Raw genomic sequence first — 25,131 nt, 5'->3', positions numbered from 1 at the left:
ATATAATGACCATGGTTTTTGAGTTGGGACGCCCTGGTGCTGCTGTAATGGGTAGCACGCTAACGGGGCGTCCTTTCCTTTCATAAGATAAGGTCATTATACCTAGCAGTTGTTGGACAGGCAATACCGTCAACTTTTGGGCTATATGGTTCAGCAAAAACACCATATCTCAGCTACCGGTATTTATACAACCCTTGTCCTATGCATTGCCGCTTACATACGGAGTTGACGTGCTGAAACACGCTATTGATGGCGCCGGCCATCTGCATCTCGGTTTGAGCTTTGGCGTGTTGCTTGCCTTTAGCGTGCTGCTTTTTACACTCTGTGCCCAAAATATCAAAAAGCGGTGGATTGTCTGAGGGATAATGTGGTGGCAGGTTGGGAAGTTGCAGATTGTATGAAATCAAAAACCAGGGGTCCGTATTCGGATCCCTGGTTTTTTGGGTTTATGGACCGGTGTTGCGACCAAACTTCGCCCATAGGACCATAAACAGTAGCAGAAAAGCGAAGCCAGCACCCGCCAACCAAAGCCAGCGGACATCACCATTTTCAATTTCGGAGTCGCCAGACGCGGGGTCACTGCCGATACTTCCGCTGCAACCGGCAATAAACTGTGAGAAGAGGAATAGTACTGCTAAACAAACGACCACTATCTTGTTAACTTTACCCATGGTCAAAATGCTCACACCCCCTATCGTTTTTATTGCCCAAGTTGCCCAAGTTAATTTTACACTATTTTGGAGCAATTCTACCTAAAGATTACCTAAAAGTTTGTCAGGGAGCGGACTCTAATTGGGAGTCCTGTTCTGGGAGCATTTATTAATCATCTGAGTCGGGAGTTTCTGCTTCATTGATGCCAATTGCTTTCAATGCACCGATTACTTGCCTGGCCTCGCCCACTGTCCTTAGCTTCCAGCGGATTTGCTTTGGCTTAGGGGAAAGAAAGGCTTTGCGGGTTGTGTGTATTTTGATTACGCTGCCATCATGCTCAAATCCTTGTAATTGCTCCAAAGGATAGAGGCGGCCTGTGTAGATCCCCCGTTCCCTGACCTGCCCATCCCAGAAGTATAGCACAAACATCAAGGCCGAGGAGGCAGCTGAGAGTATTTGACGGTACATGGTTCGCAGGTAATACTCTTTAAAGAATTCGGCATTTTCCGGGCTATGTTGCCAGACCTGTATTGATCTATAGGCGTCTATGCACAAGCCGATTGTCAAGACAATCAGCAGGCCGATGAGTATTAAACCGGCTCTTTTGCGTGGCGTTATCATCAGGAAATGTCTTTTCCCCAGTTCCAAGCGCAAACGGGTCCAGATGTAGAGCAGATGTGCAAGCAATATTGTCACCAGCATTAAAAAAGGCCATACTTCCTGAAATAGCATTATTCTCCCCCAGACTTGCAAGATGTACTGATTATATCAGAAGCACAATTAACCTGACAGGGCCGAGCAGATACTCGTGGCCTCTGGCACATTTTGCCGCTGTCGGCATTTTTCGATATACTTAGGGGAGTTAGTGTGCGAGGTGATAAGAATGCAGATTCACAGACATGCGGGTGAACCGACAGAAGCGGTTCGGGAGTTTATGAACACCCACTGGCCCGAGGCGAATCAGGAGCTCTTTGGCTGGAGTGGCCAGGAGCACTGGCGCAAGCGCTTCACAACCGTGTGGTTGGAGACTGATGGGGTGGTGGTTGCCGTTGCTTTGTTTTGGAAGTTGGGCGGTGTCGGTCACCTGAGCCAGTTGCTTGTGGAGAAGCAGCGGCGCAATCAGGGGTTGGGCAAGCGACTGCTCGCGGCCTTCGAGGAGGGCTGCCGGGATTGCCATAAGTTGACCCTCAAGACTTACCAGAACAGCGATAGTCAGCGATTTTATGAGGCCGCCGGCTACCAGGTGGAGGCGGCGCTGAAGCATGATGTCCACGGCATTGACTGGGTGCTGATGTATAAGTGGGTTGAGTGATGCAAGCGCGGAGCGGAGAAATCCTCGATTTGCTGGCGGAACTCTATCCCGATGCTGCCTGCGCCCTGGAGCACAGAAACGCCTTTGAACTCTTAATTGCAACCATCCTCTCGGCCCAGTGCACCGATGTCCGGGTGAACCAGATTACCCGGCGCTTGTTTGCTGTGGCCAACACTCCGGAGGCAATCCTTGGCCTGGGGGGGGACAGGTTGCGGGAGTTGATTCATGGTTGTGGATTGCATAATAATAAGGCGGCAAATATCATCGCCACCTGTCGCGAGCTGGTGGAGAAATACGACGGCCAGGTGCCCGGGACCCGGGAAGCGCTGGAGGCCCTGCCCGGGGTGGGGCGCAAGACCGCCAATGTCGTGCTCAGCAACGCCTTTGGCGAGCCGGCAATTGCTGTAGACACCCATGTGTTCCGGGTCGCCAACCGTCTGGGGCTGGCGGCGGCCAAGACCCCGGAGAAAACCGAGCTCCAGTTGATGGAGGCGCTGCCCCGGGAACGCTGGAGCCATTCTCACCATTTGCTGATTTTCCACGGCCGCAATCTCTGTGCGGCCCGTAAGCCCCGGTGCGAGGAATGTGCGCTGGCGCCAATGTGTCAATTCTACACCGGGAGGGAATCTGGTGCCGAACCTGATAATTAATGACGGCCGGGGAACCCGCAAAGAGCAGTTAGGTAATCAGGAGGTTATCTCCAGCGGCGGCGTCCCTCCGGTTTACCGGGAACTGCTCCCTCACTTGGGGGGCGAGCGCCTGCTGGACTATGGCAGCTGGCAGGGGATTGCCGGCCTGGCGGCTGCCCGCAAGGGCAGCCGTGTCACCTGGGGCGATTACCTGCACAGCCGCCTCCAGGCGGCTGTGCTGAATGCAGAGAAGAACGGAATTGCCGCTGAAGCGCTGGCGATGTTTCCACCGGCGCCGGCGGATTATGCGACAGTTGTGCTGGAGGCGCTCCCCTCCCCGGAAGCGTTGGCGATGCTCCTGGCCCAGGCCCGAAGCGCCGCCAACAAGCGGGTGTTGGTGGCCGACCCCCATGGCGCCGGGCGCCTGTCCGACACTGATGGCCGGGTGCTGGCCGGCGGGGAGGGGTGGACGCTGTACGAATTTGAGCCGCTTGCGGCTAGACCAGATTTGCCCTGGCGTCAGTTTACGGCTGCTGTCCGGGGCGTGGAGGTGGCCGTGGCCAGTTTGCCGGGGATGTTTTCGCCCCTCGGCTTAGATACGGGCACCAAGTTGATGTTGGAGACCATGGACGTGCCCTCCGGGGCCCGGCCCCGGGTACTGGACCTGGGCTGCGGCACCGGTGTTGTTGGCCTGGTCTGCAGCCGCTTGGGGGCCGGAGAAGTGGTCTATATAGATGACGATTTGATTGCCCTCACCGCTTGCCGCCGTAACTTGGCTGCCGCCGGCGCTGACGGACTGATTATCCATAATCATCGGCCGGCAGCGGTGCAGGGTGAGTTTGACCTAATCCTCACCAATCCGCCCTACCACACTGAGTACGGGGTGGCAAGTTCGTTTCTGGAGTTTGCCGCCCGACGGCTGCGCCTTGGCGGCTGGCTCTATGTGGTGGTGAAAAAGCCCGACTGGTATCTGCGCAAACTGCGCACGCTCTTTGGTGGTTGCCGGATTATTGAGGGCGCGGGTTATACGGTGCTTGCCGCCAGTCGCAAGGAGCGCCGGGCGATACCAGCTAAGCCCAAGACAACCAAGAAACATCTGCGCCGCCAGGCGGCGGCTAAAGGGAGGGGAAAAGGATGAATGATGTCAAAGCGCTTGCCGAGTTAATTCTGTCTGCCCGGGATGTGGTGGCCCTCACCGGCGCCGGCGCATCCACCGAGAGCGGCATTCCTGATTTTCGCTCCCCCGATACCGGGCTCTGGGCCCAGATGGACCCAATGGAACTCTTTGCCCGGGATGTACTGGAGCGGGATCCGGCAAAATTTTGGCTGCGGGGCGCGCCGGTGTTCCGAGAACTGGCCTCTGCCAAACCCAATTCCTGCCACGACGCCTTGGCCTGGCTGGAAGAACAGGGTTTGATTCGCGGCATTATAACCCAGAATATCGATGATTTACACCAGCGGGCTGGTAGCCGGCAGGTGCTGGAAGTGCACGGCCATTTGCGTACTGGTTCATGTGCCTGTGGCCAGGTGGCGGAAATGAAGGCGTTATTGGACCGGGTGGAAGCCGGGGACAATCCGCCCCGCTGTAGGTGCGGCGGCATCTTTCGCCCTGATGTAACGCTTTTTGGCGATGCCTTGCCCCCGGCCTTTGAGACGGCCTGGCAGTGGGCCCATGAGTGCGAGCTCCTGCTGGTGGTGGGCTCGAGCCTGGAAGTGGCCCCGGTCTGTTGGCTGGTGCCCCGGGCGACGGCGGTGGCAATCGTCAATTTGGCTGAGACCAATTGCGACGACTTGGCGGAGGTAGTTGTACGCGGTCAGGCTGGGGATGTGCTGAGCGCTGTGGTGGCGACAATTAGCACTTTGTCCAGCAAGCAATAACGGCATGAATTATCTGCCGTTATTTTATTTATCAATATTAATAAGAGTATGTTATACTTTGCACATACGAGGGGGGGGATTGTTTGTACCAACTTCTGTTATACTTTTGTTACGGTCTTGCGTATTTTACTCTAGGCATTAGCTTAATATTACAGAATCGCCGTGTTGTGTTGAGTCAATTACCATTAGCCCGCCCTTTGATCTGGCTTGGAATGTTTGGCTTGTTACATGGACTCTCTGAGTGGTTTGTATTGGCATGGCTTCTCCAGTTGGTGCCTGAATGGAATCCCCACCTGTTGTTGGGAAAGCAAATGTTAACTGTTATCTCGTATATCTGTCTATTTTACTTTGGTTCCAGATTGCTGGAGAATTTAGGCGTACGGAAATTCTCTTCTTTATGGGTTATTCCCTTGAGTATTGCTGGGATTTGGATGATAGTTGTGGCAGCTAAGATATATTTTCATGGGTTAGGAAGCCAGGTGCTGTTTTCTGTACACTTTATTTACAATTATTTTTTGGGCTTCCCTGGAGCTGTTTTTGCTGGGTGGGGGTTGTTTCGTTTGACAAAATATTTGGGGCGGCTGGGGTTGACCCGCTTCTGGCAGTTGAAGGTTGCAGGGATGTTGTTTTGGGGTTATGGTTTTTTTTCCAGTTTGCTTATACGTGAGCAAAGCTGGTTTCCAGCTAACGTTATCAACAATCAAGTTTTCCAGAGTATAACCGGCTTTCCAGTAGAGGTCGTGCGGATGGTAATAGCTGTTGTTATAACCGTTATGTTTTTGCAGGTTATTCAGGTTTTTGAGTGGGAGAACGTGGCCCGGATAACAGCGTTGAGGAGTCGCCAGGCAGTGTTAGAAGAGCGTCAACGTCTTGGGCAGGATATTCATGATCATCTTGTGCAGGACATTTTTGCGCTATCGTTACACATGGATTTAATTGCAACCAACCCTGATAAAATCAATGTAAGGGAGCTTCAATCTCATATTTCTCGCTTGCTGGCACAGGCAAGAGGTTATTTACAGCAAGAAATAAAACAATCCGAGCAGTGTAGCTTGATCGACCGGGTGCATAATTACATTATGCAGCTTTCAGCGTTAACTAATGTCAGGCTGCGTATCGAAATATCATCTGGTCTGGACTTAAGTGGACTGCAATGTGACGCAACTGATCAGTGTTATTATATTATTCAGGAGGCTGTAACCAATGCTTTAAAGCATTCCGAAGCCAGTGAAATTGTTATACGGTTTGAGGATATGTTGGAGGGCATAGAAATACATGTTAGCGACAATGGGCATGGGTTTAGTTTAAATAAAAGGAAAAGAGGGATAGGAATCAGGATTATGCGTCAACGGGCGATGGAAGTCGGTGGCCATTTTTCGATAGAAACTGATGAGAACGGCACTCGGGTGGGGCTGAAGCTTCCGTGGGCTGTGGGGCAGGTTTCCAATGACTATTAGAGTTATGTTGGTAGAAGACCATGCCGTTGTCCGACAAGGGATGGCAGCAATCTTAAGTGCCGATTCTGATATGGAAATCGTGGGACAAGCCGATTCTGCGGTTGAAGCCAAAAATATTTATGATGAGTGCAGGCCGGATGTTGTTGTTATGGATATTCAGTTAAAAGATGGCAATGGTTTAGATTGTTGCAGGGTGTTAACAGAAGAACACTCTTGCCGGGTGTTACTGCTATCCGGCTTTATAAACAGACAGATGGCTCTAAAAGCAATTGAAGCAAAGGCAGCAGGTTATATTCTTAAATACGAGAATTCAGAGACAATTGTTAAAGCAATTAAAACTGTCTATCAAGGACGTAGTGTTTATGCTTCGGAGGTCAGTGAACATCTTGTTCAACTGGTTGGAAATGACTGGAAGCTTACACGAAAAGAGCATGAGGTGCTTGCTTTGGTTGGCCAGGGGATGACAAACAAGCAAATCGCCAAGCAGTTATTCCTTTCGGAAAAAACCGTAAGAAATTATCTGAGCAGGATTTTAAGAAAACTGGATTTAGAGAACCGAACAGAAGCGGCACTTTATTGGCACAAACAGAATAGTGGCTGTTAAATAAAACCAGGGACATTTGTCCCTGGTTTTATGTTACTTTTCTCCCCTCCAGGCGTTGGGCATTAAAGACTATAATAGGCATAGCGCATTCATATGTGCTTACGGATGTGGTAGGTTGTGAAACTATATACACAATTAAAGGAGGAGCTGTATGCGTAGTACTGCACTGATTATGAGTTTGTTGTTGTTGGTTAGCTTGGCGGCCTGCTCCGGTGGTGCTGAGGAAGAGCCTTATACTGCTGATGTCGTTATTATTGGCGCTGGGGGAGCTGGTTTGGTAGCAGCAATTGAAGCTGCTGAGCAAGGTGCAGATGTAATTATTGTTGAAAAAATGAGTTTTGCTGGTGGTTCCACTTTGCGTACAGGCAGGCTGGGCGGTCGCGGCTCCCAACTGCATGAAGAAGCAGGGGCAGGTCATACTGTAGAAGAATTTATTGATTTGGTATATAAAGGTGGTCAGGAACAGGGCTCTTTAGAGCATATCAGGGTAATTGCAGAAAATATCGGCGATGCTTTAGACTGGTATGTTGAGATGGGTTACGACATGTATATCAATCCTGATTCCCCTGATCGTCCTGAACATGCCAGTGGCAGTAATCATGGCGCTGAATTGATCTCGGTTTTAATGGACAAAGTTGAGGAGCTGAATGTAGAAATATTATTCAACACAAAGGCAACTGAATTAGTAATGGATGAAGGAAGAGTGGTTGGAGTAAAAGCCGTTTCAGATGTGGATACAATCCTTATAGATGCAAAATCGGTGATTTTAGCTACCGGTGAGTTTGGTGCTAACGCCGAGATGATCGAAAAATATGCACCGCAATGGGCTGGATTGCAGACTAGTTTGATGCCTCCGAGTTCATCGGGTGATGGGCATAAGATGGCCAAAGAAGTGGGAGCAAAATTGGTAGGTATGGAGTGGATGGTCGTACGTCATGGTTATCTCCCTGGTGGCGTGAGGGTAGACGGCCCAGACGGAGGTATTTACGTCAATTCCGAAAGTGAACGCTTTGTAAATGAAAGTGCTAGCCGCGAGGAACTTAGCAGCGCTATTTTGGCTCAGCCTGATGGTTTTGCCTGGTGGGTTTTACCTCTAGACGAGGCTGAAAATATAGGGCGTCTCAATGCTCAGATTGGGCAGTCAGAACATGTTTTTGTAGCAGATACAATTTCTGAGTTAGCGGCAAAGACTGATCTCAGCCCTGAATCGCTAGAGAAGATTCTTGATGAGTTGACTGTAGCCCCTTATGGACGTGATGCTGATGCGTTTGCCGACTTTAGCGTTGGACCTTACGTTGCTGCTAAGGTTATTCCTGGTAGCTATACAACAATGGGTGGGGTCGATACCGACCTGGACAGCCGGGTTCTAGATACAACAGGACAGCCAATCCCGGGTCTTTATGCTGCAGGCGGTGTAACTGGCATGATTGGTGACGGGCGTAGTGCGGGCGCTAACCATGCGCAATTGGCTGTGTTCGGAAGAATAGCCGGCCGGACTGCAGTCGCCGATATTAAGTAAGGAATAAATAAATCTTTCGGAGGTAAAGTATCTTGCGTAAAGTAGTTGGTTTGCTCTGCTTAATGATGATAGTCGCTGTAATTGCTGGGTGTGGGGGTGACTCGATTTACGAAGATGGAACTTATTTTGCTTCCGCCAAAGGGTACAATGGCGATGTAGAGGTGGAAGTCGAAATCGAGAATGATAAGATTGTAGCAGTTAATATCGGTGAACACTCTGAGACCCCAGGCATTGCTGATGCTGCTTTTACAAAAGTTACTGAAGCTATAATCGATACTCAATCAACCGATGTAGACATTGAAAGTGGCGCCACCTTGACTTCTGAGGCAGTTATCAACGCTGTAAACTCAGCCCTCTCCAAGGCAGAAAAGTAATTGAAAAGCCGTCAAGGTCAACCCTTGGCGGCTTTTGCTTCTATAGCGCGTAAATCCTTATGAAAGAGCAGGTCGTCGACATAGTCCTGCTCTTTTTCATCCCATTGATGACAGTGGTTGGTGCCTGCCCACATAAAGCCGGCATCCAGCAGGGAGCAGATAGAAGGATGATTATTGCTGTAGACCCAGGCCCGGATCATCCAGATGCCGTTGGCTTTCAAATCCTTAAGTGCGTAATTCATCAACTTGCGGGCGATTCCCTGACGGCGACTGGCGGCGGTAAGGGCGGCGGCAATGTAGCAGGAGTGTTCCTTACCTGGGCCGCCCTGGCGGGCCCGGAACACGCCCAGCAGTTTATCATTTTCAAAGGCACCGTAGAGAAAGGTCCGCTGGTCCGCTAGGAGTTCCTCGGTGTCCTCGATGGATTTCAGTCGGGTAAACGATACGCCAGCGCCCTCTGCGTCCAGTTCCCGGCAGAGGTGGAGAAATTGGGTCAGATGCCTGGATTCCAGGCGTTTAATCTCGATTGTCACATTTATTCCCCCAGTAATGATTGTTAGTTTGAGCGTTCAAACAGCATTCCGATGCCGATGATAACCAGAATCGCAGGCCACCACTGGCGCAGGTTAAAATCTATCATGCCAAGATTGTTGGCCAGCAGCAGACCGCCCAGGGCAATGAACAAAAGGCCGGTGGTTATCTCTCTGCGCATGTGCTCTCCTCCTCACATGGGACATATTTTATTTTGATTATTATATCACAGCACAGGTGCTATTGGTTATGATTTGTTTCCACCAGCCATTGCTGCCTGCATTCACTGCAGGCAATTGTTTCGGTATGGCGCTCCCGGAAATGGACACTGCCATCCGGGTCCACCTTTGCCACCACCTGCTCGCTCTCGCGATGGATTACTTCCAGCTCGCCTCCAGGGCAGGCCTCAGGCTCCTCATCAGTTGTTGGCCGATAGAGACCGTTGTAGCGGCCAAATCTTTGAAACCCCTGACTGAAGTAACGATACCAAAGCATCGTTGTATCGTTGTCGTGGGCGCCGGTAGCTTCAATTGTGTAAAACACATCAGGATTCCAGGGGTCGGCGACAATGTAAAGTACGATATGCCCGGGCATGGCGGCTGTGTCCATCCAGACCAACTGGTCATGGGGAATACGGGTGAAGTAGCGGGGATTGGAGGTCTGGGCATAGCCCCGGTCGGGCCGGGATTCATAGCCATAAACATTCCAGACCAAGCCGGAGCAATCGACGCCGATGGTGCCCCAGTGGTAGGGGCCCACTGGTTCGACATTGCCGGCCTGCCAGCCCAGGTCCAGGCGGCGGTCGAAATCCTCCAGGGTCATGCAGCCGCCCCAGCAGTAGGGAAGTCCCCGTACGGGCTCGCCAGGGGGATGCTCGGGCAGCCAGGTTGGTAAAGTGCGGATAACCGTAGTATTGTCTGGGCCGGTGTAATTCTCGGGCCCGGGAGTCCAGATGTAGTCCACATAGGCAAGGCCTGTTTCCCAGGCATCCTGCCGGGTAAGCTGATTATAGCGATTTGCCCGACCATGCTTGTCCCAGAGCGCCTCTTGCTCCCGAACAATGGCATTTGCGATCCCGGGAGCAATCGATTGTTGGTAGTACCAGGGGACCGGTTGGGGGGCAAACCCGTCATAAATCGACTTAAAGTTGCGCTCACCGATTTTATAGACTTGATAGGTGTCAGTATCCCGGTTGGCAGTGTAGACTGTGTTATCTTTCGGGTCAACGCATGCCCAGGTGTTGAGGGTCGGGTCAGCAAACTGAGTGACGTCGGCATATTTGGTCTCTCGGCCCGCACGGATAATGATCTGGCGTTGGTTGAGGGGGTCGATGTAATCGGTGAAAGTATAGTATTGCCGCCCCTGTCCATCAAGTCCCAGGTAAGAGAAAGCAACGGCGGTACCGGTGGTTTCCAGCACATGCTTGCGATTGGCGGCGACAAATTCCATATGGCCGGTCTCGGACTTGATCAGCGGTTGCGGGTAGGGGGTGAAACCGTTGGTGACCGGGTCCCACAGCCAACGCTTGCCGGTACTGTATTGGAGCAGGAAACTATCATTGACGGGAATGAGCGATTTGAGTTGGGGCGTGATTGCAATCTCAGCCCCCGAGGGTGGGTTGACTGCGACCGTTTCTTCTTCATTTACTGGGAGCTCCCGACTGAACATATGCTGATTCCAACGATAGCTGTGGAGACGGCGGGGTTCATCCAGGGGCAGCATATTTTCCAGCACCAGCAACTCGGGTCCATCTACAACTAAATGCCCGCTTTGGGTTGGAACCGGAACTTCTGATACTGGTTTGCCGTGGTTGAACTGAACAACCTTTCCTGCAACCGTATCCAATATGTACAGATTACCGGCCTCCACGGCAAAGCCCTGGGGATCGCTCAGGAGCTCGGAGTCAAGTGGCTCAGCCAGGATCAGCTGCTGCCACTCCAAAAAGCCGGTTCCCGCCTGGCTGGTTGTCGGGATGAGCAAAACCGCTGCCAGCAGGAGTGTAAAAATATAGCGAGACATGGGGAACCTCCTTAAGTATCAAGCGCCCGGTGTGTTGAGGGCAAACCAGATAATCCAGCTGAGAATGAATGTGCCGGCGCCGGTAAGCAGCAAGCCGCTACCCAAGCGCAGCCGGGGCAGACGCTGACCGGAGCGCAAAAAAGTGGTGCTAATGAGGATAACCAGACCCAGTAAGGCAACCACCATCCCTGCCAGCGCCCCTAACGTATAGGTCCAGAGACCAAATTCTTCGGCAAAGAGCAGCAGGTCTGCCAGCGCCGCCAGGGCAACCAGGCCAAGTGCGGAAAGGACATATTTCATAATTTACACCTCCAGCCCTAGTTTGCCCGGGAGCGGGAGAACTGATTAGCGGCGCCGATGCAAAAACAACCAGATTCCAAGCAGGACCAAGAGACCGCCGGCTATTTGGAGCGGGCCCGGTATCTCCGCCAGGAATGGGATAGCCAGCAGAGTTGCCAGGACTGGTTCCGCCAGTACGCTGATGGAGACGGCGCTGGCAGATACATAGCGCAGGGCCCAGTTGAGCAGTGTATGGCCAAATATTGTCGGAATCACAGCGAGGGCGACAAAGATCACCCAGTCGTTGCCGGCATACCCTGTCAGCGGATTATCTAATAGTAGATTGTAAACCAAGAGCACAATTGTGCTGGCGCCGTAAACCAGAAGCGCGTAAGGCGCGATGCTGAGCAGCGGGCGAACATGGCGCCCCACTAAGTAATAGCCGGCTACCATTACTGCGCCGGCCAGGGCGTAGAGGTCGCCAATCAAAGCATCGCCTGTCAGTTGCAGGTCACCCCAACCCAGGAGGGCAATACCGGTAACAGCCACCACAGTTCCTGGCAGCGCCCAACGGTGAAGCTTTTCGCCAAAAAATAACCAGCAAGCCGTGACAACCACCAGCGGGTGCAGGTTAACCAACAGCGTTGAGCTGCTGACACTGGTAAACCCCAGGGAAGTAAACCAAAAGATGAAGTGGAAGGCTAGAAAAAATCCGCCCAGCATACATAACCATAATTCTCTGCGGCCCAGGGCTTTGATTTCAGAAAAACCGGAAACAGCCAGGGGGAACAGCAGAATGCAAGAAAACAAAAGGCGGTAGAAGGCGATGATTGCAGGTGGAGCGCCGGTGGAACGAACCAGGATAGCGCTAAAGGAGACGCCTAAAACGCCGATGATCATTACAAAAAGTGGATTGACAGCTGGTTTGGTTTTTGCAGTCATTAGATTCCTCCCCGCAGATGCGTTATATTCCAAATGTATAATTTCAACTTCCGCAGGGCGATGCCCTGCCCGGCAGCGATAATTTATCATTAATGCAAAAACAGGGCCCCTAAGGACCCCTATTAACCATCATATCATTAAACCACAGAAAAAGAAAGACTGGTAAATTATTTAAATCTCGTTTACTATCAAGGTAGCGAGTGTTTTTGTTTCCGTATTTATGTGAAACAAGTCACAAAATTGGGGGTGCAAAATGGAGGGTCGTGCGCCGGTGGGAAGTTGCGGGTTGTACTGCGGCTCTTGCGCAATTTATTATGCCCGCGGCAACAAAGGTTTACAAAAGCGGTTGGCCCGGGAATTGCAGTGTGAGCCGGAGGAAGTTGGATGTAATGGCTGTGGAAGTTTCAGCCCCGATTGTCACGGAAGCTATTGCAAGATTTATCTTTGCGGTATAAATAGGGGCCATGAATACTGTAATCAGTGTCATGAACATCCATGCGGACGCTTACAGAGACTCTCCATGGGTTATGAGGGTGTGCCTTTGCGTCAGCTGGAGGAACTGCGGGCCCTTGGGGAAGAGGAGTTTTATAATTTGATGGCGCGCCGCTGGACATGCGTTTGCGGCGGCACGATTGTCGCGTATAAAAAGCGCTGCCTTAGTTGCGGCAAGGGCGCTGATCTTTCCTGAGCCATATTGTGTTGTAAATGCATGACCCCGGGCACGAAACCCCGGGGTCTTTTTTCCTAAGTATTTTTCCTCTGGGCAACCACTTCAGTGAGGGTTTTGCCGCCAACGCCCACATTATCCGGATTGTTCTCCCGAATCACAACAAAGATATTTTCCTTGGGCATCGATAATACTTCGCTGGTGCTTGCTGTAATCTTCTCAATCAGCTTTGCTTTGGTCGTGGCGTCGGTCTGACCGCAATCCACAAATACAAAAGGCAATTTTACAACCTCCTTCCATCCTATCTCTTGTTATTATACACCAATTCAGGACGGTTCTCGATTCGCGCCGATTCAGGACGGTTCTCAATTTGTGCTTTTAGTTGGCCGTACTAAAAAAAGTGATATACTGAAAATATGCAGAACAAGTGCAAACAAGGGGAGGGGATTTTATGTTTGCAATTGAAGCCCGGAATTTAACCAAGTACTACGGCGAGTCCCGGGGGATTGTCGATGTCGATTTACAGGTTAAGGAAGGCGAGATCTTTGGTTTTATCGGGCCCAATGGCGCCGGAAAGTCCACGACTATACGCATACTTTTGAATTTTATCTTTCCCACCAGTGGCAGCGCCTCGGTGTTTGGCCTTGATGTGGTCACTAATGCCAGGGAGATTCGGGCACAAGTTGGTTATTTACCTGGCGAAGTTGATTATTACGACGAGATGACGGCGGGTGAACTACTTGCTTATTCAGCGCGTTTTTACCGCCAAAATTGCGAGGGCCGGATAAAAGAACTGGTGGAAATCTTCGAGCTGGATACCAAGAAAAGAATCCACTCCCTGTCCTTGGGCAACAAGAAAAAAGTCGCCATCATCCAGGCTTTGCTCCATCAGCCGCGGCTGCTAATCCTCGATGAGCCTACAGGTGGCCTGGATCCGTTGATGCAGAAGCGTTTTTTTTCGCTGCTGCGGGAGGAACATGCCCGGGGCACCACAATTTTTTTCTCGTCCCACATCCTCAGCGAGGTGCAAAAACTTTGCCAGCGAGTCGCAATTATCCGGGATGGAAGCATCATAACAGTTGAAGACGTAGTCCAACTTCGAAATAATCAGCTTCGCAAGGTGCGCATCAACTTTTCTGACGACATACCGGAATTGAGTCTTCCGGGAATTGTTAACATGGAGCGGGACAACAATTCTTTACAGCTGTTCTTCAACGGTGATATCAATCAGTTGGTGCAGACACTCTCTGCTTACAATCTGCAGAATCTCTGGTTGGAGGAGCCGACGTTGGAAGAAGTGTTTATGCATTATTACGGAACGGAGGAAGACTAGATGTTTATTCTCCTGCGCGAGTTGAGGTCAAACCGGCGCTCATTGTTGATTTGGATGCTGGCCTTGGCGGCCCTCAATCTGTTCGTTATTTCCCTATACCCTACCTTCGCCGGGGACGCAGAGCAAATGGAAGAATTCATGACCATGTTTCCGGAAGAATTCATGCGCATCTTTGGTATGGATAGATTGAGTATGGCCGATGCCATCGGCTTTTATGCTGTGGAGGCATACTTTATGGTTATTCTATTTGGCAGCGTCTTTGCAGCAATGCTAGCCGCGACCATGCTGGCCAAAGAAGAAGACGAAAAGACAATTGAGTTTCTGTTGGCAAAACCGGTGACCCGGTCCCGGGTGGTTGGGGAGAAGTTGCTGGCAATCGGGGCCATCCTGCTGCTCTTTAATCTGGGCATCGGCCTGGTCAGCTATATAAGCTTTGAAATCTGGGTAGATGATTTTTCCCGGCTGGAGCTGTTTCGTCTGCTAATTGCGCCCCTGTTTGCGCAACTGGCCTTTGCCGGTATTGCCTTTTTGCTCTCCCTGTTTTTCGTGCGCAAGAAGTCCGCCTACTCAGCCGGTATAGGTTTGGTTATTGGACTTTACTTTCTGCATGTCGTTTCCCTCTTGGCTGAGCGCGCCGAGTTCCTTCGATACCTGACGCCATTTTGGTACATGAATGCCTCGGATATAGTCGCCGAGGGTTCTTTGCCCCCCTGGCGGCTGCTGACGCTGGTGGCGGTGGCAATTATAACCGCCGGCCTCACCTGGTATCTCTACCGCCGGCGGGACATCACAATCTAACACCAATTCACCAATTCAGGACGGTTCTCAATTTGCATAATCGGCACCAATTGAGAACCGTCCTGAGTTGGCACATGCTCTAGGCTGTGCTATAATTATTTCCAGAACATATAGGAGGTGACTGCGTTGGTTAACAGTATTTTGTCCCGTTTGCCGATCACTGCGATTATTCATGCTTTGACTGGTCAAGGGAGTAGTGTGTACAAAATTAAATGTTATGTTAACCGATGCGAGTAAAAGAATCCTCTGGGAATATACGCCCGGGCAGGTTTTGCTTGCCTGGGCTTTTTGTGTACCTAAGTGGTTTATAAGGAGTTGAGTAAGATGATTGAAATCAGTCTTCGAGGAATTGAAAAATATTATGGCGCCAATCAAGTTTTGGCTGACTTCAACCTGGAAGTGACCTCCGGCGAACGGGTAGGGATAATCGGCGAAAATGGCGGCGGCAAGACCACGGTGTTTAAAGTCATCGCCGGCGAGGGGTGCGAGGCGGGAGAGGTCGCGATACGCAAAGGGGCCAGCATCGGCCTCCTGCAACAGATCCCCCAATACCCTGCCGGGATGACGGCAATGAATGTGCTTAATTTGGCCTTCGCCGACCTGCTAGCCATGCAGGCGGAATTGCGCCGCCTGGAAAGTCAGATGGCCGGTGCCGGGGAGGCAGGGTTGGAACGGGTTATGACCACCTATGCCCGTTTGCAGGAGCAGTTTGAACTGGCTGGAGGTTATGCAATTGAAGAAAAACTGGGCAAGGTGGTGAGGGGGCTGGGCCTGGCGTCGCTTTTAGAGCAACAGTTCGCCAGTCTCAGCGGCGGTGAGAAAACCACCGTGGAACTGGGGCGGATACTCCTCGTCCAACCGGATATCCTGCTGCTGGACGAACCGACAAACCACCTGGATACAGAGGCGGTGGAATGGTTGGAGGAATACCTCCAAAACTACCAGGGGACGGTTCTGGCAATCTCTCATGACAGGGTCTTTTTGGACCGCTTCGCCCGCCGGATTATTGAAGTGGACGCGGGGCAGGCGGAGGTTTACCACGGCAATTATTCGTTCTATGTAGAGGAGCGATCTGCCCGGGTAGAGGCGCTTCTGGAGGAATGGAAGGGACAGCAAAAACGTATCAAGGCCATGGAAGCGGCAATTGCCCGCTATCGGGACTGGGGCAAGCGCAGCGATAACCCCAAGTTCTTTCGCCGCGCGCGGGCAATCGAGCGGGAGTTGGAGCGGATGGAGCTTTTGGAGCGCCCCCGGGAAAAGCTAAGCTTCAACCTGAGTTTTAATGAAGCGGGGAGTGGTCGCGATGTTTGGGTGGCGGAAGCAATATCCTGCTCCGTTGCCGGACGCAAACTGCTGGACAATGCCAGTTTGCATGTGCGCCAGGGTGAAAAGGTCGCTCTCGTCGGGCCCAATGGCTGTGGCAAAACAACTTTGCTGAAGCTGCTGCTGGGCGAAGTGCAACCTGATTCGGGATCAATTAAAATTGGCGCCCGGGTGCGCCCCGGCTGGCTGGAACAGGAGGTGAGTTTTCCTGACCCTGAGGCCTCAGTGCTTGACACCTTTCGCAACACGTGTCCGATTTTGGAAGGGACGGCTCGCCACATTTTGGCCCGCTTTTTGTTCCGGGGGCAGGCGGTATTCAATAAAGTTGGCAGCTTGTCCGGTGGTGAGAAAAGCCGCCTACGCCTTTGCCAGCTGGTGCATAGCGATGTAAACACGCTGGTATTGGACGAACCGACCAACCACCTGGACATTCCCGCCCGGGAGGTCCTGGAAGAAACCCTGCGGGACTTCGCTGGGACGGTGCTGCTGGTTTCCCACGACCGCTGGTTTATCAATCGGGTCAGCGAACGGGTTGTGGAACTGCGGGGTGGCATGCTGGTCAATTACTTGGGTAATTATGACTATTACCGGCAACACCGGCGGGGGCCGGAGGAAGCAAAAAAGACCAACAAGGCGGCGCCTGAAGTTCGGCGGCCTCCTCGGACGGAGAAGCCCAATGTTTATAAGCTGGAGCAGTTGGAGCAGGCAATCACCGCGCTGGAAGCCGAGTTGGCGGCGATAGACAAAGAAATGGCCGAAAGCGCCAGCGATTACCTGCGCCTGCAAGAGTTAACCGCGCTCCGGGAAAACAGGGCGGCAGAGCTGGAGAAACTCTGGGCGCAAATTTAAGTTGATTCTTGATACTCTGACACGACAAATCAGCCCCGATGGGGCTGATTTGATTATGTGGCGCAAATTGTCCCCGGTGGCTTAGTCCAGGATGTTACGGCGGTATTGGCGGTAAAGCTGGCGCAGATTGGCGATCTCTCGGGCCATTTCCTGCTGCAGGTCCGAGGCCTGTTGGTAATCACCGGACGCCAGGGCAGTGCGTATGCGGCAGGAAAGGCAGGGTCGACTCAGTGTGTCCCGGGCCAGGTAGTCGCGCTTGGCTTTAATCTGATTCCAAAGCTTGACGTCGGCGTCATTTTCGCTGTCGGCATGGAGTTTTTTGCATTCCCGGATGAAGTTCAAGTTGGTGGGCAGGATGCGGTGCTCCAGTTCCATCGTCCACTGCTCCAGGAGCGCTGCGCGATAGGAGCCGATAATCGCCGGAGTGAAGACGTCGTCGGCCAGGAGGACAGCGGTTTTCTCCGGGGCATTGTCCAGCTGGGCAAGGTTTTCCCAAACCGTTGCCGGCGGTGTACCGAAGAGCTGGTTCCGCTCCGCCTCGTTATAGTGTTCGAATACATTTTCTTCGCTGCGGTAGGCGCGATTACTTTCCAAATAAAAGGCATCTTCCCCTGCCGGCTTGGAAATGGTCATTTCCAGTTCTTTGGCGCTAAGGCCGCTCTTGGCCATTGCGACTATGCCGTCCACCATTGCCTGGTAAACACTGGCCAGGACCAGGTAGGTGTTGGACTGGGGGTTGGGCGCCCGCAATTCCAAGCGGGTGGCCCTGGGATTACCCGGTTCCCGCACCAGTCCCACCAGCACCGAGCGGTTGCGGCTAGGCTCTGAGGTGCTATGGCCCAGTGACGCCACGGTGCACACCGGCGCTTCAAATCCCGGCTGCATGCGGTTAAAGGCGTCGTTAGAAGCGGTCACAAACGGGCTAACCGCTTCATAGTTCTTTAAAAGTCCCATGAGTGCGCCATACCCCAGGGGGCTAAGGTAATCCGCTTTCATATCGGCGGGATTGAACAGATTATACATTTCCCCGTCGGCAAGTGTTACGCTGGCGCCGAAATGGGCATGCTTGCCGCTACCGGCGACGTCGTCAATTGGTTTGGCAGCGAAGGTTATATCCAATCCGTGGCTGCGGAAGACATCGGCGATCATCTCCCGGGCCAGCAGTTCATTATCGGCGGTCTGGAGCGGGGTGGAGTAGCGCCAATCAATCTCCAGCTGTTCCATGACATGATCAAATTTGCCGTTGCCGGCCAAGGTGCTGGAGACACCGCCCACTTCCTTGTGGCCCATTTCCGGTTCGAGACCATATTGTTCCAGGAGCAGCAGACTCTTTTCCAGGGCGGTGCGAACGGCTCCCTGGGTACGTTTCCAATATTGCTCCTTGAGACTTTGGGACGTGGCCAGCTTCTCCACATCGGCCCGGTCCCGGGGGGTCTGGACCCAGAATTCCAGTTCGGTGGCGGCAGTAAGATTGATGCCGGCAACATGCTCCGGCGGTGCGCCGCAGGCGGCCAAGAGTTCCGGTTGCTCTTTCAGCAAGGTTTCCAGAACGGTTTGAAAGTTTTCTGCCGCCCGCTTGAGGACTGACCGACTGTCTACGGCCTTGCCCTTGTGGATGAGGAAGGCCGGTATCCGCAAAGTGCCTACCGGTTTCTGGTTTTCCCACAGATGTTCGCGGTTGTAATCGACGAACCAGTTCACAGCTAAATCCGGCAGCAAATCCACTTTGGCATCGTTGAGGGTAGCAATGTCATGTAAAATGACGCTGGAACCGTCGGTCTGCACCCCTTCCTCCAGGAACTGGCGACAATTTCTGAGAAAGAGATTGACAGGAATTTTTTCATCAGTGGCATTTCCCCCCAAGTCTACTCCCATCAGAGACACAAAGCGGATCTCCGGGTGAGCCGAAAGTAATTTTTCCAAGTCCTCGGGGTTATGTTGGGAGGGCGGCATAAAGTGGATTAGTTCAGTCATCACAGCACTCCTTAAAAAAGTTTGCACCAATTCAGGACGGTTCTCTTTTGGCATTTTCAAGTTTTGTGCCAATCGAGAACCGTCCTGAATTTGCGTTACCAGCCAAATTCGCTGAAAAATATGCCGGCACGGAAATTTTCAATTGCCTGCCTGACATAGGGCACGAGGTTTTCTGGCAAAGCGTCAAAATAACACCAGGTTAACTGGCTACATTTCTCTGGCTCGACATTTACTGGCTGACCAGTCCATGTATCGGCAGCAAAAAAGAAATCAATCTGCTCCCGATCGCTGCGGCGATGCATGATGGAGACTAATTTTAGATCAGCTGGGTCGATGGTTACACCCACTTCTTCTTTGGCCTCCCGGATAGCCGCAGCCGTTGCTGGCTCCGCGCCATCTAAATGACCCGCCGGCACTGAAAATTGGCCATCGGCAAAGCCGGTATTCTGTCGCTTAAGCAGCAATAATTTGTCAGGCTGGGTGAGAAATATATGGGCAGAAACGACCATCTTGAACCGGGACATGTTTAGAGTTTTTCCGGTTCTGGGTACACCTGGCCGTGGGTGTTGACTGTGACTTTGCGAATTTTTTGTTCCTGGGTGGGGCGGTCCGCCATATCCCGGGGGGCGTTTACGACTTCGTCGGCAACTTCCATTCCGCTCACTACCTTGCCGAAGCCAGCATATTGATTATCCAGGTGGGGCGCGTTATCAACCATGATGAAGAATTGGGAGCCGGCTGAATTGGGGTCGGCGGTGCGGGCCATGGAAATGACTCCTCGCTCATGTTTGAGCTCATTGGTGTGGCCGTTGGCGCTAAACTCGCCCCGGATGCTGTAGCCGGGACCGCCTGTGCCGCTGCCTTGGGGGCAACCGCCCTGGATCATAAAGCCGGGGATAACTCGGTGAAAAATCACGCCGTCATAATAACCGCTCCCGGCCAGAGCCAGGAAGTTGTTGACGGTGTTGGGCGCCACCTCCGGGTAGAGTTCTAGTTGGATTGTGCCGCCGTTCTCCATTTCAATGGTTACTTCAGGATTTTTGCTCATAATCACTTTCCTTTCCTTCAATCGCTGACGGTGATTGTTTGAATGTGGCGCGGGGCTACCGGTGTCTCACCCATCCGTTGGGCGTTGACGATTGCGTCCACTTCCTCGATACCGCTGACCACCCGGCCAAAAGCGGCATAGTCCCCGTCCAAGTGGGGAGCGGCATCGACCATGATGAAAAATTGGGAGCCGGCGGAGTTAAAGTCCATGGAACGGGCCATGGAAATAACGCCCCGTTCGTGCTTGAGGTCGTTGGCATGGCCGTTAGCGGCAAATTCCCCTTCGATGCGGTGATCCGGGCCACCCATACCGGTGCCCAGGGGGCAGCCGCCCTGAATCATGAAACCGGGGACAATCCGATGGAAAGTCAGGTCATCATAAAATCCTTGTCTGGCCAGGTTCACAAAATTTTCGACAGTGATAGGCGCCACCTCGGGATATAGTTCCAGAGCAATTTCGGCGCCGTTATCCATGACAATCAGCGCTTCCACTAAATCAGAATCGGTTTGTCCATCGCTTTGGCAGCCTGCTGCCAGTACAGCTGTCAACAGCGCCAGCGCGATGATTAACAATTTCTTATTCATCTTCTCACCTGCCCCTTTAGAATACTTGTATATTATAACCCGTTTGCCAGCAGGCAACAATCGGTTTTTGCTCGACTACAAAACTGTGACAACGTTGCTAACGTAGATGAATTGGTTTATGATTGAAATGAATTTATTCAAGGAGGCTCGGTCCAATGATCATCTCTCAGAAGCAATCTGACATATGTCCCGGGATAACAAAGATGGTCATTCGGCAGCTTGCTTCGGAGCGCTAGCGCTCCGGACTATTCTGTTTGCTATTTGATGACCCCTTTTCCCGCCGGGAGAAGGGGTCTTTCTGTCGGCTGGCCGCTATTAAAGGATGGTGTAAGTATGAAAGAATATATACAGGTTTTAAAGAACCGCAATTTTGCCTTGCTCTGGGCCGGACAGGGAGTGTCCAATCTCGGCTCCCGGGTTAGTATGCTGGCCCTTACCTGGCTGGTGGTGGATATCACCGGACGGGCGGCAGCGGTCGGGATGTTGTTTATCTTCCTGACAATCCCCTCGGTGGCCCTGGGGCCCTGGGCAGGGGTGCTGGTGGACCGCTGGAACAAAAAAATGATTATTATCACCGCCGATATAATTGCCGGACTGCTTGCCCTGGCCATGGCCTTTACCCGCGATATTTCGCTTTTGTATGTGCTTGCTCTGGCAATGTCCGTGGTTTCGGTGTTCTTTACACCGGCAGTTCGCACCGTAATTCCACGGCTGGTTCCCCGAGAGCGGCTGCTTACTGCCAACGCACTCTCGTCTGCGACATTCTATACAGCCCAGCTGGCCGGGCCGGCCCTGGGCGGTGTACTCCTCGGTTTTTGGGGGCTGGAGGCGGCCTTTATCGTCAATGCTGTCTCCTTCTGGCTTTCGGCTTTTTCGGAACTCTGGATTCAAATCCCCGGTACCGAGACGGAGCGGCAGAGTCGAGAACGAAGTTTTACCGCCGACTTTCGCGACGGTTGGCAGTATATCCGCGGCAATTTGCCGGTAAAGTTTGTAATCGGCCTCTTTGCCCTGGCAATGTTGCCGCCCATGGGGGGCTTGAGCACATTAAATGTGGTGCTTATTAAAGAGGTGTTCTTGTTCAGCGAATGGCAGTACGGCCTGTTAATGACAATCAACGGCGGCGGACTGCTCTTGGGCACGCTGTTTATGGGCCGCCTGGGCGGGCGGCTGGGGGAATTGCGCTTGATGGTGATGTCCATATCTGGGCTCGGCCTGTCCTATTGGCTTCTGGCCAACAGTCCCTGGTTGCCGGTGGCCGGCGCCTGGTTCTTGGCGATGGGCTTTGCCGCAACGCTGGTGAACGTCAGCTATGGCACATTTCTCCAAAAGGTCGTCAGCGATGAGATGCGGGGACGGGTGTTCAGCATTGATATTGCCATTGGTAACTCGGTCGGACTTTTGGCTCTGGGTGTTACCGGGGTGATGGCTGACCATTGGGGTGCGGTACCCGTTATTTCTGCAGGCGGCCTTTGCCTGCTTTTGTTAGGGCTCGTTGCCCTGCGTCTAGGCGTCTTCCGGCGCAGCGAAGCGCTGGTCGCTACTCCCCCTGCGAAAGGATTGCCGCTTGCCAATGGCGAATAAAGATACAAGTATCTGGAAAGTGGTGAAAGTATGATTGCCGACGTTTTTAAGGATTTACCTGAACTGCATACTGAACGCCTGCTATTACGCAAGCTGAAGAGTACTGACGCGGATGCGGTCTTTCAGTACGCATCCGACCCCCAAGTTGCCCGTTACACCACGTGGGAGTTTCATCGCAGTATCGAGGCCTCCCGGGAGTTTGTCAATTTTGTTCTGCAATGTTATGAGCAGGGGAAAGTTGCGCCCTGGGCGCTGGTGGAGCGCACCGGAGGCCGGGTGATTGGGACCTGCGGGTTTGTGGGTTGGAAACCGAATCAGTTTCGAGCAGAAGTGGGATTTGCCCTCGCCCGTAGTCACTGGAACAAGGGCTTTACCACCGAGGCCGGTCGGGCAGTTATGGAATTTGCCTTTGATCAGGGTGTTAATCGCCTGGAGGGTAGGTGCTATCTGGATAATGTCGGTTCGGCCCGGGTGCTTGAAAAGCTGGGCATGAGATTTGAGGGAATTCTGCGTCAACATATTTATGCCAAGGGTCAGTTCTATGACGTACGCATGTACTCTATGTTAAAGGAAGAGTGGTTGCATAATGAGTAGTGAACGTTTGCGGCGCCAGCTTGAGTTCATCGCTGAAATCGATAAACTGAAAACAATTTACCGACAGACTGTTCTAATTGCCGATCCCGAACGCCGGGAAAATGACGCCGAGCACTCCTGGCACCTGGCCCTGATGGCGATGCTGCTGGCCGAGCATGCCAATGAGACGGTGGATTTACCCCGGGTAATGAAAATGGTTCTGATCCACGACATTGTCGAGATTGATGCCGGTGACACCTTTTGCTATGACGAGGCCGGCAATCTGGACAAAGAAGAACGGGAGCAGAAGGCGGCGACCCGCCTCTTTGGCCTGCTCCCGGAAGATCAGGGCCGGGAATTTTGGCAGCTTTGGGAAGAGTTTGAAGAGCGGCGCACACCTGAGGCCAGGTTTGCAGCTGCACTGGACAGATTGCAACCGATGCTGCACAATTTCCACACCGACGGCGGCACCTGGCGCCGACATAATATCACCCGTGAGCAGGTGCTAAAGCGCAATCAGCCGATGGCCCAGGGCGCGGTAGCTTTATGGGATTATGCGGAAGCGATGTTGGATGTGGCGATTGAGCAGGGGTTATTGCCTGCTGAAAAGCAAAGCAAGGGGGAAAGTTAAATGACAGTACCAATTTATCAGGTGGATGCCTTTACAAGTCAGGCCTTTGCCGGCAATCCAGCGGCTGTCTGCGTCTTGGACGAAGAGCGGAAAGACGAATGGCTCCAGGCGGTGGCTGCGGAGATGAACCTTTCTGAGACTGCATTTGTGCTGCCCGGACCTGAAGGTTACGCGCTGCGCTGGTTTACGCCGACGGTGGAGGTCGACCTCTGCGGCCACGCGACCCTGGCCACCGCCCATGCCCTCTATGCCAGCGGCCGGGCCAAGCCCGGAGAAACTCTGCGCTTCGCCACCAGAAGCGGTCCTCTGAGTGCCCGTCAGCATGGAGGACAGATTATACTAGACTTCCCCGCCGAGCCGGCAACCTCTTGTGCTGTAGACGATGGGTTGCTAGCTGCCATCGGCATCAAGCCGCTGTACAGCGGGCGCAATCGGGAGGATTTTTTGTTTGAAATTGCTTCCGAGGCAGAACTCGTTAAACTCAAGCCGGATTTTGCCCGCCTGGCTGCTTTAACTGAGCGGGGCGCGATTGTCACCGCTCGCAGCCAGTCGTCGAAGTATGATTTTGTGTCCCGGTTTTTTGCCCCTGGCATTGGCATCGATGAGGATCCTGTCACCGGTTCTGCCCACTGTTGTCTGGCACCGTACTGGCAGCAAAAAATGGGCAAAACTAAATTCCAGGCCCGCCAGCTTTCGAGCCGCGGCGGCGAACTGCAGGTAGAAGTCCAGGGTGAGCGGGTGTTGCTTTTCGGCCAGGCTGTATTGGTGTTCTGCGGTGAAATTTTAGTTTAACTGTGCATGAATAACCCCCTGTCTGGAAACATAAGACTGAATGATTATCTGGCTTGGGGTGAAATCTGTGCTCCGGAAATATGTAGGTATAGTTCTCTCGCTGCTATTTGTGGCCCCGGCTTTAATTGGCACGGGAGCCCTAGAGTTAGAACCGGGCTTGGAGACCGAGGTCAGCAGTGCCCTAGAGCAGCAAGTGCTGGAGAGCGGGCTCGTTTGCCTGGCCGACTTTGTGCCCGACCTGGTGATTGAATTGCGTTACGCCGGCGACGATAATCTCCTGGGCGTGCCGGTCTATTTCGGCAATTACGCTTTTTTGCGCTCCCAAACCGCAGACAAGCTGGCTCGGGCCAATGAGCGCTTTATGCAAGACGGATACCGCCTGAAAATATGGGATGCCTACCGGCCCCGGAGCATCCACAGCTACTTATGGGCGGAGGCGGGCGAACACCAACATTTTTTTGCCGAGCCCCGGTTTGGCTCATTGCACAGTCGCGGATGTGCCGTGGACGTGACTTTGGTGGACGGCCTGGGCAGAGAACTGGCGATGCCTTCCGATTTTGATGACTTCAGTGGCGCCGGCGCCCGCTACTCCCAGATGAGCCCGGAGGCCCGGGAAAATATGCACTACCTCACGGAGATTATGGAGGAGAACGGCTTTGTCGGCATTGATAAGGAATGGTGGCATTTTGCAGACAGCGAATGGTGGCGCTTTCCCTTGCTGGACATTTCCCTGGAGCAAGCGGTTCAAATATTATGTACAGAATAACCACGCCCAGCGGC

Annotated in this window: 28 protein-coding genes; 17 read left to right on the top strand and 11 right to left on the bottom strand. The window is 52.8% G+C overall.

Going from position 1 to position 25,131, the window contains the following annotated elements; translation table 11 throughout:
* Positions 1-446 precede the first annotated feature (446 nt).
* Both FH749_11935 and FH749_11930 read right to left on the bottom strand, forming a co-directional pair.
* The gene (locus FH749_11935) at positions 447-686 is read right to left on the bottom strand and encodes a hypothetical protein (GenBank protein ID MTI96174.1); all 240 of its coding nucleotides are present in this window, start codon (positions 684-686) and stop codon (positions 447-449) included.
* A 133-nt stretch (positions 687-819) separates the two neighbouring features.
* Positions 820-1,383 carry a hypothetical protein gene (locus tag FH749_11930; protein ID MTI96173.1) on the bottom strand — a complete coding sequence of 188 codons (564 nt, stop codon included), beginning with the start codon at positions 1,381-1,383 and terminating at the stop codon, positions 820-822.
* A gap of 151 nt (positions 1,384-1,534) precedes the next feature.
* Between FH749_11930 and FH749_11925 the strand changes: the two genes are divergently transcribed.
* From FH749_11925 to FH749_11890, 8 genes are all read left to right on the top strand, one after another.
* The gene (locus tag FH749_11925) at positions 1,535-1,963 is read left to right on the top strand and encodes a GNAT family N-acetyltransferase (GenBank protein MTI96172.1); all 429 of its coding nucleotides are present in this window, start codon (positions 1,535-1,537) and stop codon (positions 1,961-1,963) included.
* Positions 1,963-2,613 carry an endonuclease III gene (gene nth, locus FH749_11920; GenBank protein ID MTI96171.1) on the top strand — a complete coding sequence of 217 codons (651 nt, stop codon included), beginning with the start codon at positions 1,963-1,965 and terminating at the stop codon, positions 2,611-2,613. Before FH749_11925 ends, nth begins: the two co-directional genes overlap by 1 nt.
* Positions 2,594-3,730 (top strand): class I SAM-dependent methyltransferase, encoded by a 1,137-nt coding sequence (locus tag FH749_11915; protein ID MTI96170.1) that lies wholly within the window; start codon positions 2,594-2,596, stop codon positions 3,728-3,730. Before nth ends, FH749_11915 begins: the two co-directional genes overlap by 20 nt.
* Entirely contained in the window at positions 3,727-4,470 is a 744-nt protein-coding gene (locus FH749_11910) for an NAD-dependent deacylase (protein ID MTI96169.1), read from the top strand. The genes FH749_11915 and FH749_11910 overlap by 4 nt, the downstream gene beginning before the upstream one ends.
* Positions 4,471-4,553: 83 nt before the next feature.
* On the top strand, positions 4,554-5,927 hold the full coding sequence (locus FH749_11905; GenBank protein ID MTI96168.1) for a hypothetical protein: 1,374 nt from the start codon (positions 4,554-4,556) through the stop codon (positions 5,925-5,927).
* Entirely contained in the window at positions 5,917-6,531 is a 615-nt protein-coding gene (locus FH749_11900; GenBank protein MTI96167.1) for a response regulator transcription factor, read from the top strand. Before FH749_11905 ends, FH749_11900 begins: the two co-directional genes overlap by 11 nt.
* Positions 6,532-6,682: 151 nt before the next feature.
* Positions 6,683-8,050 (top strand): FAD-dependent oxidoreductase, encoded by a 1,368-nt coding sequence (locus FH749_11895; GenBank protein MTI96166.1) that lies wholly within the window; start codon positions 6,683-6,685, stop codon positions 8,048-8,050.
* 62 nt (positions 8,051-8,112) lie between these two features.
* The gene (locus FH749_11890; GenBank protein ID MTI96165.1) at positions 8,113-8,424 is read left to right on the top strand and encodes an FMN-binding protein; all 312 of its coding nucleotides are present in this window, start codon (positions 8,113-8,115) and stop codon (positions 8,422-8,424) included.
* A 17-nt stretch (positions 8,425-8,441) separates the two neighbouring features.
* On the opposite strand, the gene FH749_11885 is transcribed toward FH749_11890, so the two are convergent.
* The 4 genes from FH749_11885 to FH749_11870 form a co-directional block, all read right to left on the bottom strand.
* The gene (locus FH749_11885) at positions 8,442-8,978 is read right to left on the bottom strand and encodes a GNAT family N-acetyltransferase (protein MTI96164.1); all 537 of its coding nucleotides are present in this window, start codon (positions 8,976-8,978) and stop codon (positions 8,442-8,444) included.
* A gap of 217 nt (positions 8,979-9,195) precedes the next feature.
* Entirely contained in the window at positions 9,196-10,974 is a 1,779-nt protein-coding gene (locus FH749_11880; protein ID MTI96163.1) for an NlpC/P60 family protein, read from the bottom strand.
* 18 nt (positions 10,975-10,992) lie between these two features.
* Positions 10,993-11,274 (bottom strand): hypothetical protein, encoded by a 282-nt coding sequence (locus FH749_11875; GenBank protein MTI96162.1) that lies wholly within the window; start codon positions 11,272-11,274, stop codon positions 10,993-10,995.
* A gap of 45 nt (positions 11,275-11,319) precedes the next feature.
* Positions 11,320-12,285 (bottom strand): DMT family transporter, encoded by a 966-nt coding sequence (locus FH749_11870; GenBank protein MTI96161.1) that lies wholly within the window; start codon positions 12,283-12,285, stop codon positions 11,320-11,322.
* 163 nt (positions 12,286-12,448) lie between these two features.
* Here FH749_11870 and FH749_11865 point away from each other — a divergent pair, with 163 nt between their 5' ends.
* Positions 12,449-12,883, top strand: coding sequence for a DUF3795 domain-containing protein (locus FH749_11865; GenBank protein MTI96160.1), 435 nt, complete (start codon positions 12,449-12,451; stop codon positions 12,881-12,883).
* Positions 12,884-12,939: 56 nt separating this feature from the next.
* Here FH749_11865 and FH749_11860 read toward each other — a convergent pair whose 3' ends face one another.
* A complete protein-coding gene (locus FH749_11860) occupies positions 12,940-13,143 on the bottom strand; it encodes a 4-oxalocrotonate tautomerase family protein (protein MTI96159.1) in 204 nt (67 codons plus the stop codon).
* Between the two features lie 170 nt (positions 13,144-13,313).
* Here FH749_11860 and FH749_11855 point away from each other — a divergent pair, with 170 nt between their 5' ends.
* The 3 genes from FH749_11855 (at position 13,314) to FH749_11845 (ending at position 17,165) form a co-directional block, all read left to right on the top strand.
* A complete protein-coding gene (locus tag FH749_11855; GenBank protein ID MTI96158.1) occupies positions 13,314-14,195 on the top strand; it encodes an ABC transporter ATP-binding protein in 882 nt (293 codons plus the stop codon).
* A complete protein-coding gene (locus FH749_11850; protein MTI96157.1) occupies positions 14,196-14,993 on the top strand; it encodes a multidrug ABC transporter permease in 798 nt (265 codons plus the stop codon). It begins immediately after the preceding gene.
* Positions 14,994-15,317: 324 nt separating this feature from the next.
* The gene (locus FH749_11845) at positions 15,318-17,165 is read left to right on the top strand and encodes an ABC-F family ATP-binding cassette domain-containing protein (protein ID MTI96156.1); all 1,848 of its coding nucleotides are present in this window, start codon (positions 15,318-15,320) and stop codon (positions 17,163-17,165) included.
* Between the two features lie 81 nt (positions 17,166-17,246).
* Here FH749_11845 and FH749_11840 read toward each other — a convergent pair whose 3' ends face one another.
* From FH749_11840 to FH749_11825, 4 genes are all read right to left on the bottom strand, one after another.
* Positions 17,247-19,139 carry a glutamine synthetase gene (locus FH749_11840; GenBank protein ID MTI96155.1) on the bottom strand — a complete coding sequence of 631 codons (1,893 nt, stop codon included), beginning with the start codon at positions 19,137-19,139 and terminating at the stop codon, positions 17,247-17,249.
* Positions 19,140-19,234: 95 nt separating this feature from the next.
* Positions 19,235-19,663, bottom strand: a complete 429-nt coding sequence (locus FH749_11835; protein ID MTI96154.1) for an NUDIX domain-containing protein — start codon at positions 19,661-19,663, stop codon at positions 19,235-19,237.
* A gap of 2 nt (positions 19,664-19,665) precedes the next feature.
* Entirely contained in the window at positions 19,666-20,187 is a 522-nt protein-coding gene (locus tag FH749_11830; GenBank protein MTI96153.1) for a peptidylprolyl isomerase, read from the bottom strand.
* Positions 20,188-20,204: 17 nt separating this feature from the next.
* Positions 20,205-20,771 carry a peptidylprolyl isomerase gene (locus tag FH749_11825; GenBank protein MTI96152.1) on the bottom strand — a complete coding sequence of 189 codons (567 nt, stop codon included), beginning with the start codon at positions 20,769-20,771 and terminating at the stop codon, positions 20,205-20,207.
* Between the two features lie 219 nt (positions 20,772-20,990).
* Here FH749_11825 and FH749_11820 point away from each other — a divergent pair, with 219 nt between their 5' ends.
* The 5 genes from FH749_11820 to FH749_11800 are packed head-to-tail and all read left to right on the top strand — an operon-like array spanning position 20,991 to position 25,117.
* Positions 20,991-22,355, top strand: a complete 1,365-nt coding sequence (locus FH749_11820; protein ID MTI96151.1) for an MFS transporter — start codon at positions 20,991-20,993, stop codon at positions 22,353-22,355.
* A gap of 30 nt (positions 22,356-22,385) precedes the next feature.
* On the top strand, positions 22,386-22,949 hold the full coding sequence (locus FH749_11815; GenBank protein ID MTI96150.1) for a GNAT family N-acetyltransferase: 564 nt from the start codon (positions 22,386-22,388) through the stop codon (positions 22,947-22,949).
* The gene (locus FH749_11810) at positions 22,942-23,559 is read left to right on the top strand and encodes an HD domain-containing protein (protein MTI96149.1); all 618 of its coding nucleotides are present in this window, start codon (positions 22,942-22,944) and stop codon (positions 23,557-23,559) included. Before FH749_11815 ends, FH749_11810 begins: the two co-directional genes overlap by 8 nt.
* On the top strand, positions 23,560-24,351 hold the full coding sequence (locus FH749_11805; protein MTI96148.1) for a PhzF family phenazine biosynthesis protein: 792 nt from the start codon (positions 23,560-23,562) through the stop codon (positions 24,349-24,351).
* A gap of 40 nt (positions 24,352-24,391) precedes the next feature.
* Positions 24,392-25,117 (top strand): peptidase M15, encoded by a 726-nt coding sequence (locus FH749_11800; GenBank protein ID MTI96147.1) that lies wholly within the window; start codon positions 24,392-24,394, stop codon positions 25,115-25,117.
* Positions 25,118-25,131: the final 14 nt, after the last annotated feature.

Source organism: Bacillota bacterium, from assembly GCA_009711825.1.
Lineage (GTDB): Bacteria > Bacillota > Proteinivoracia > UBA4975 > VEMY01 > VEMY01.
This window is presented reverse-complemented; position numbering and strand designations above follow the sequence as displayed.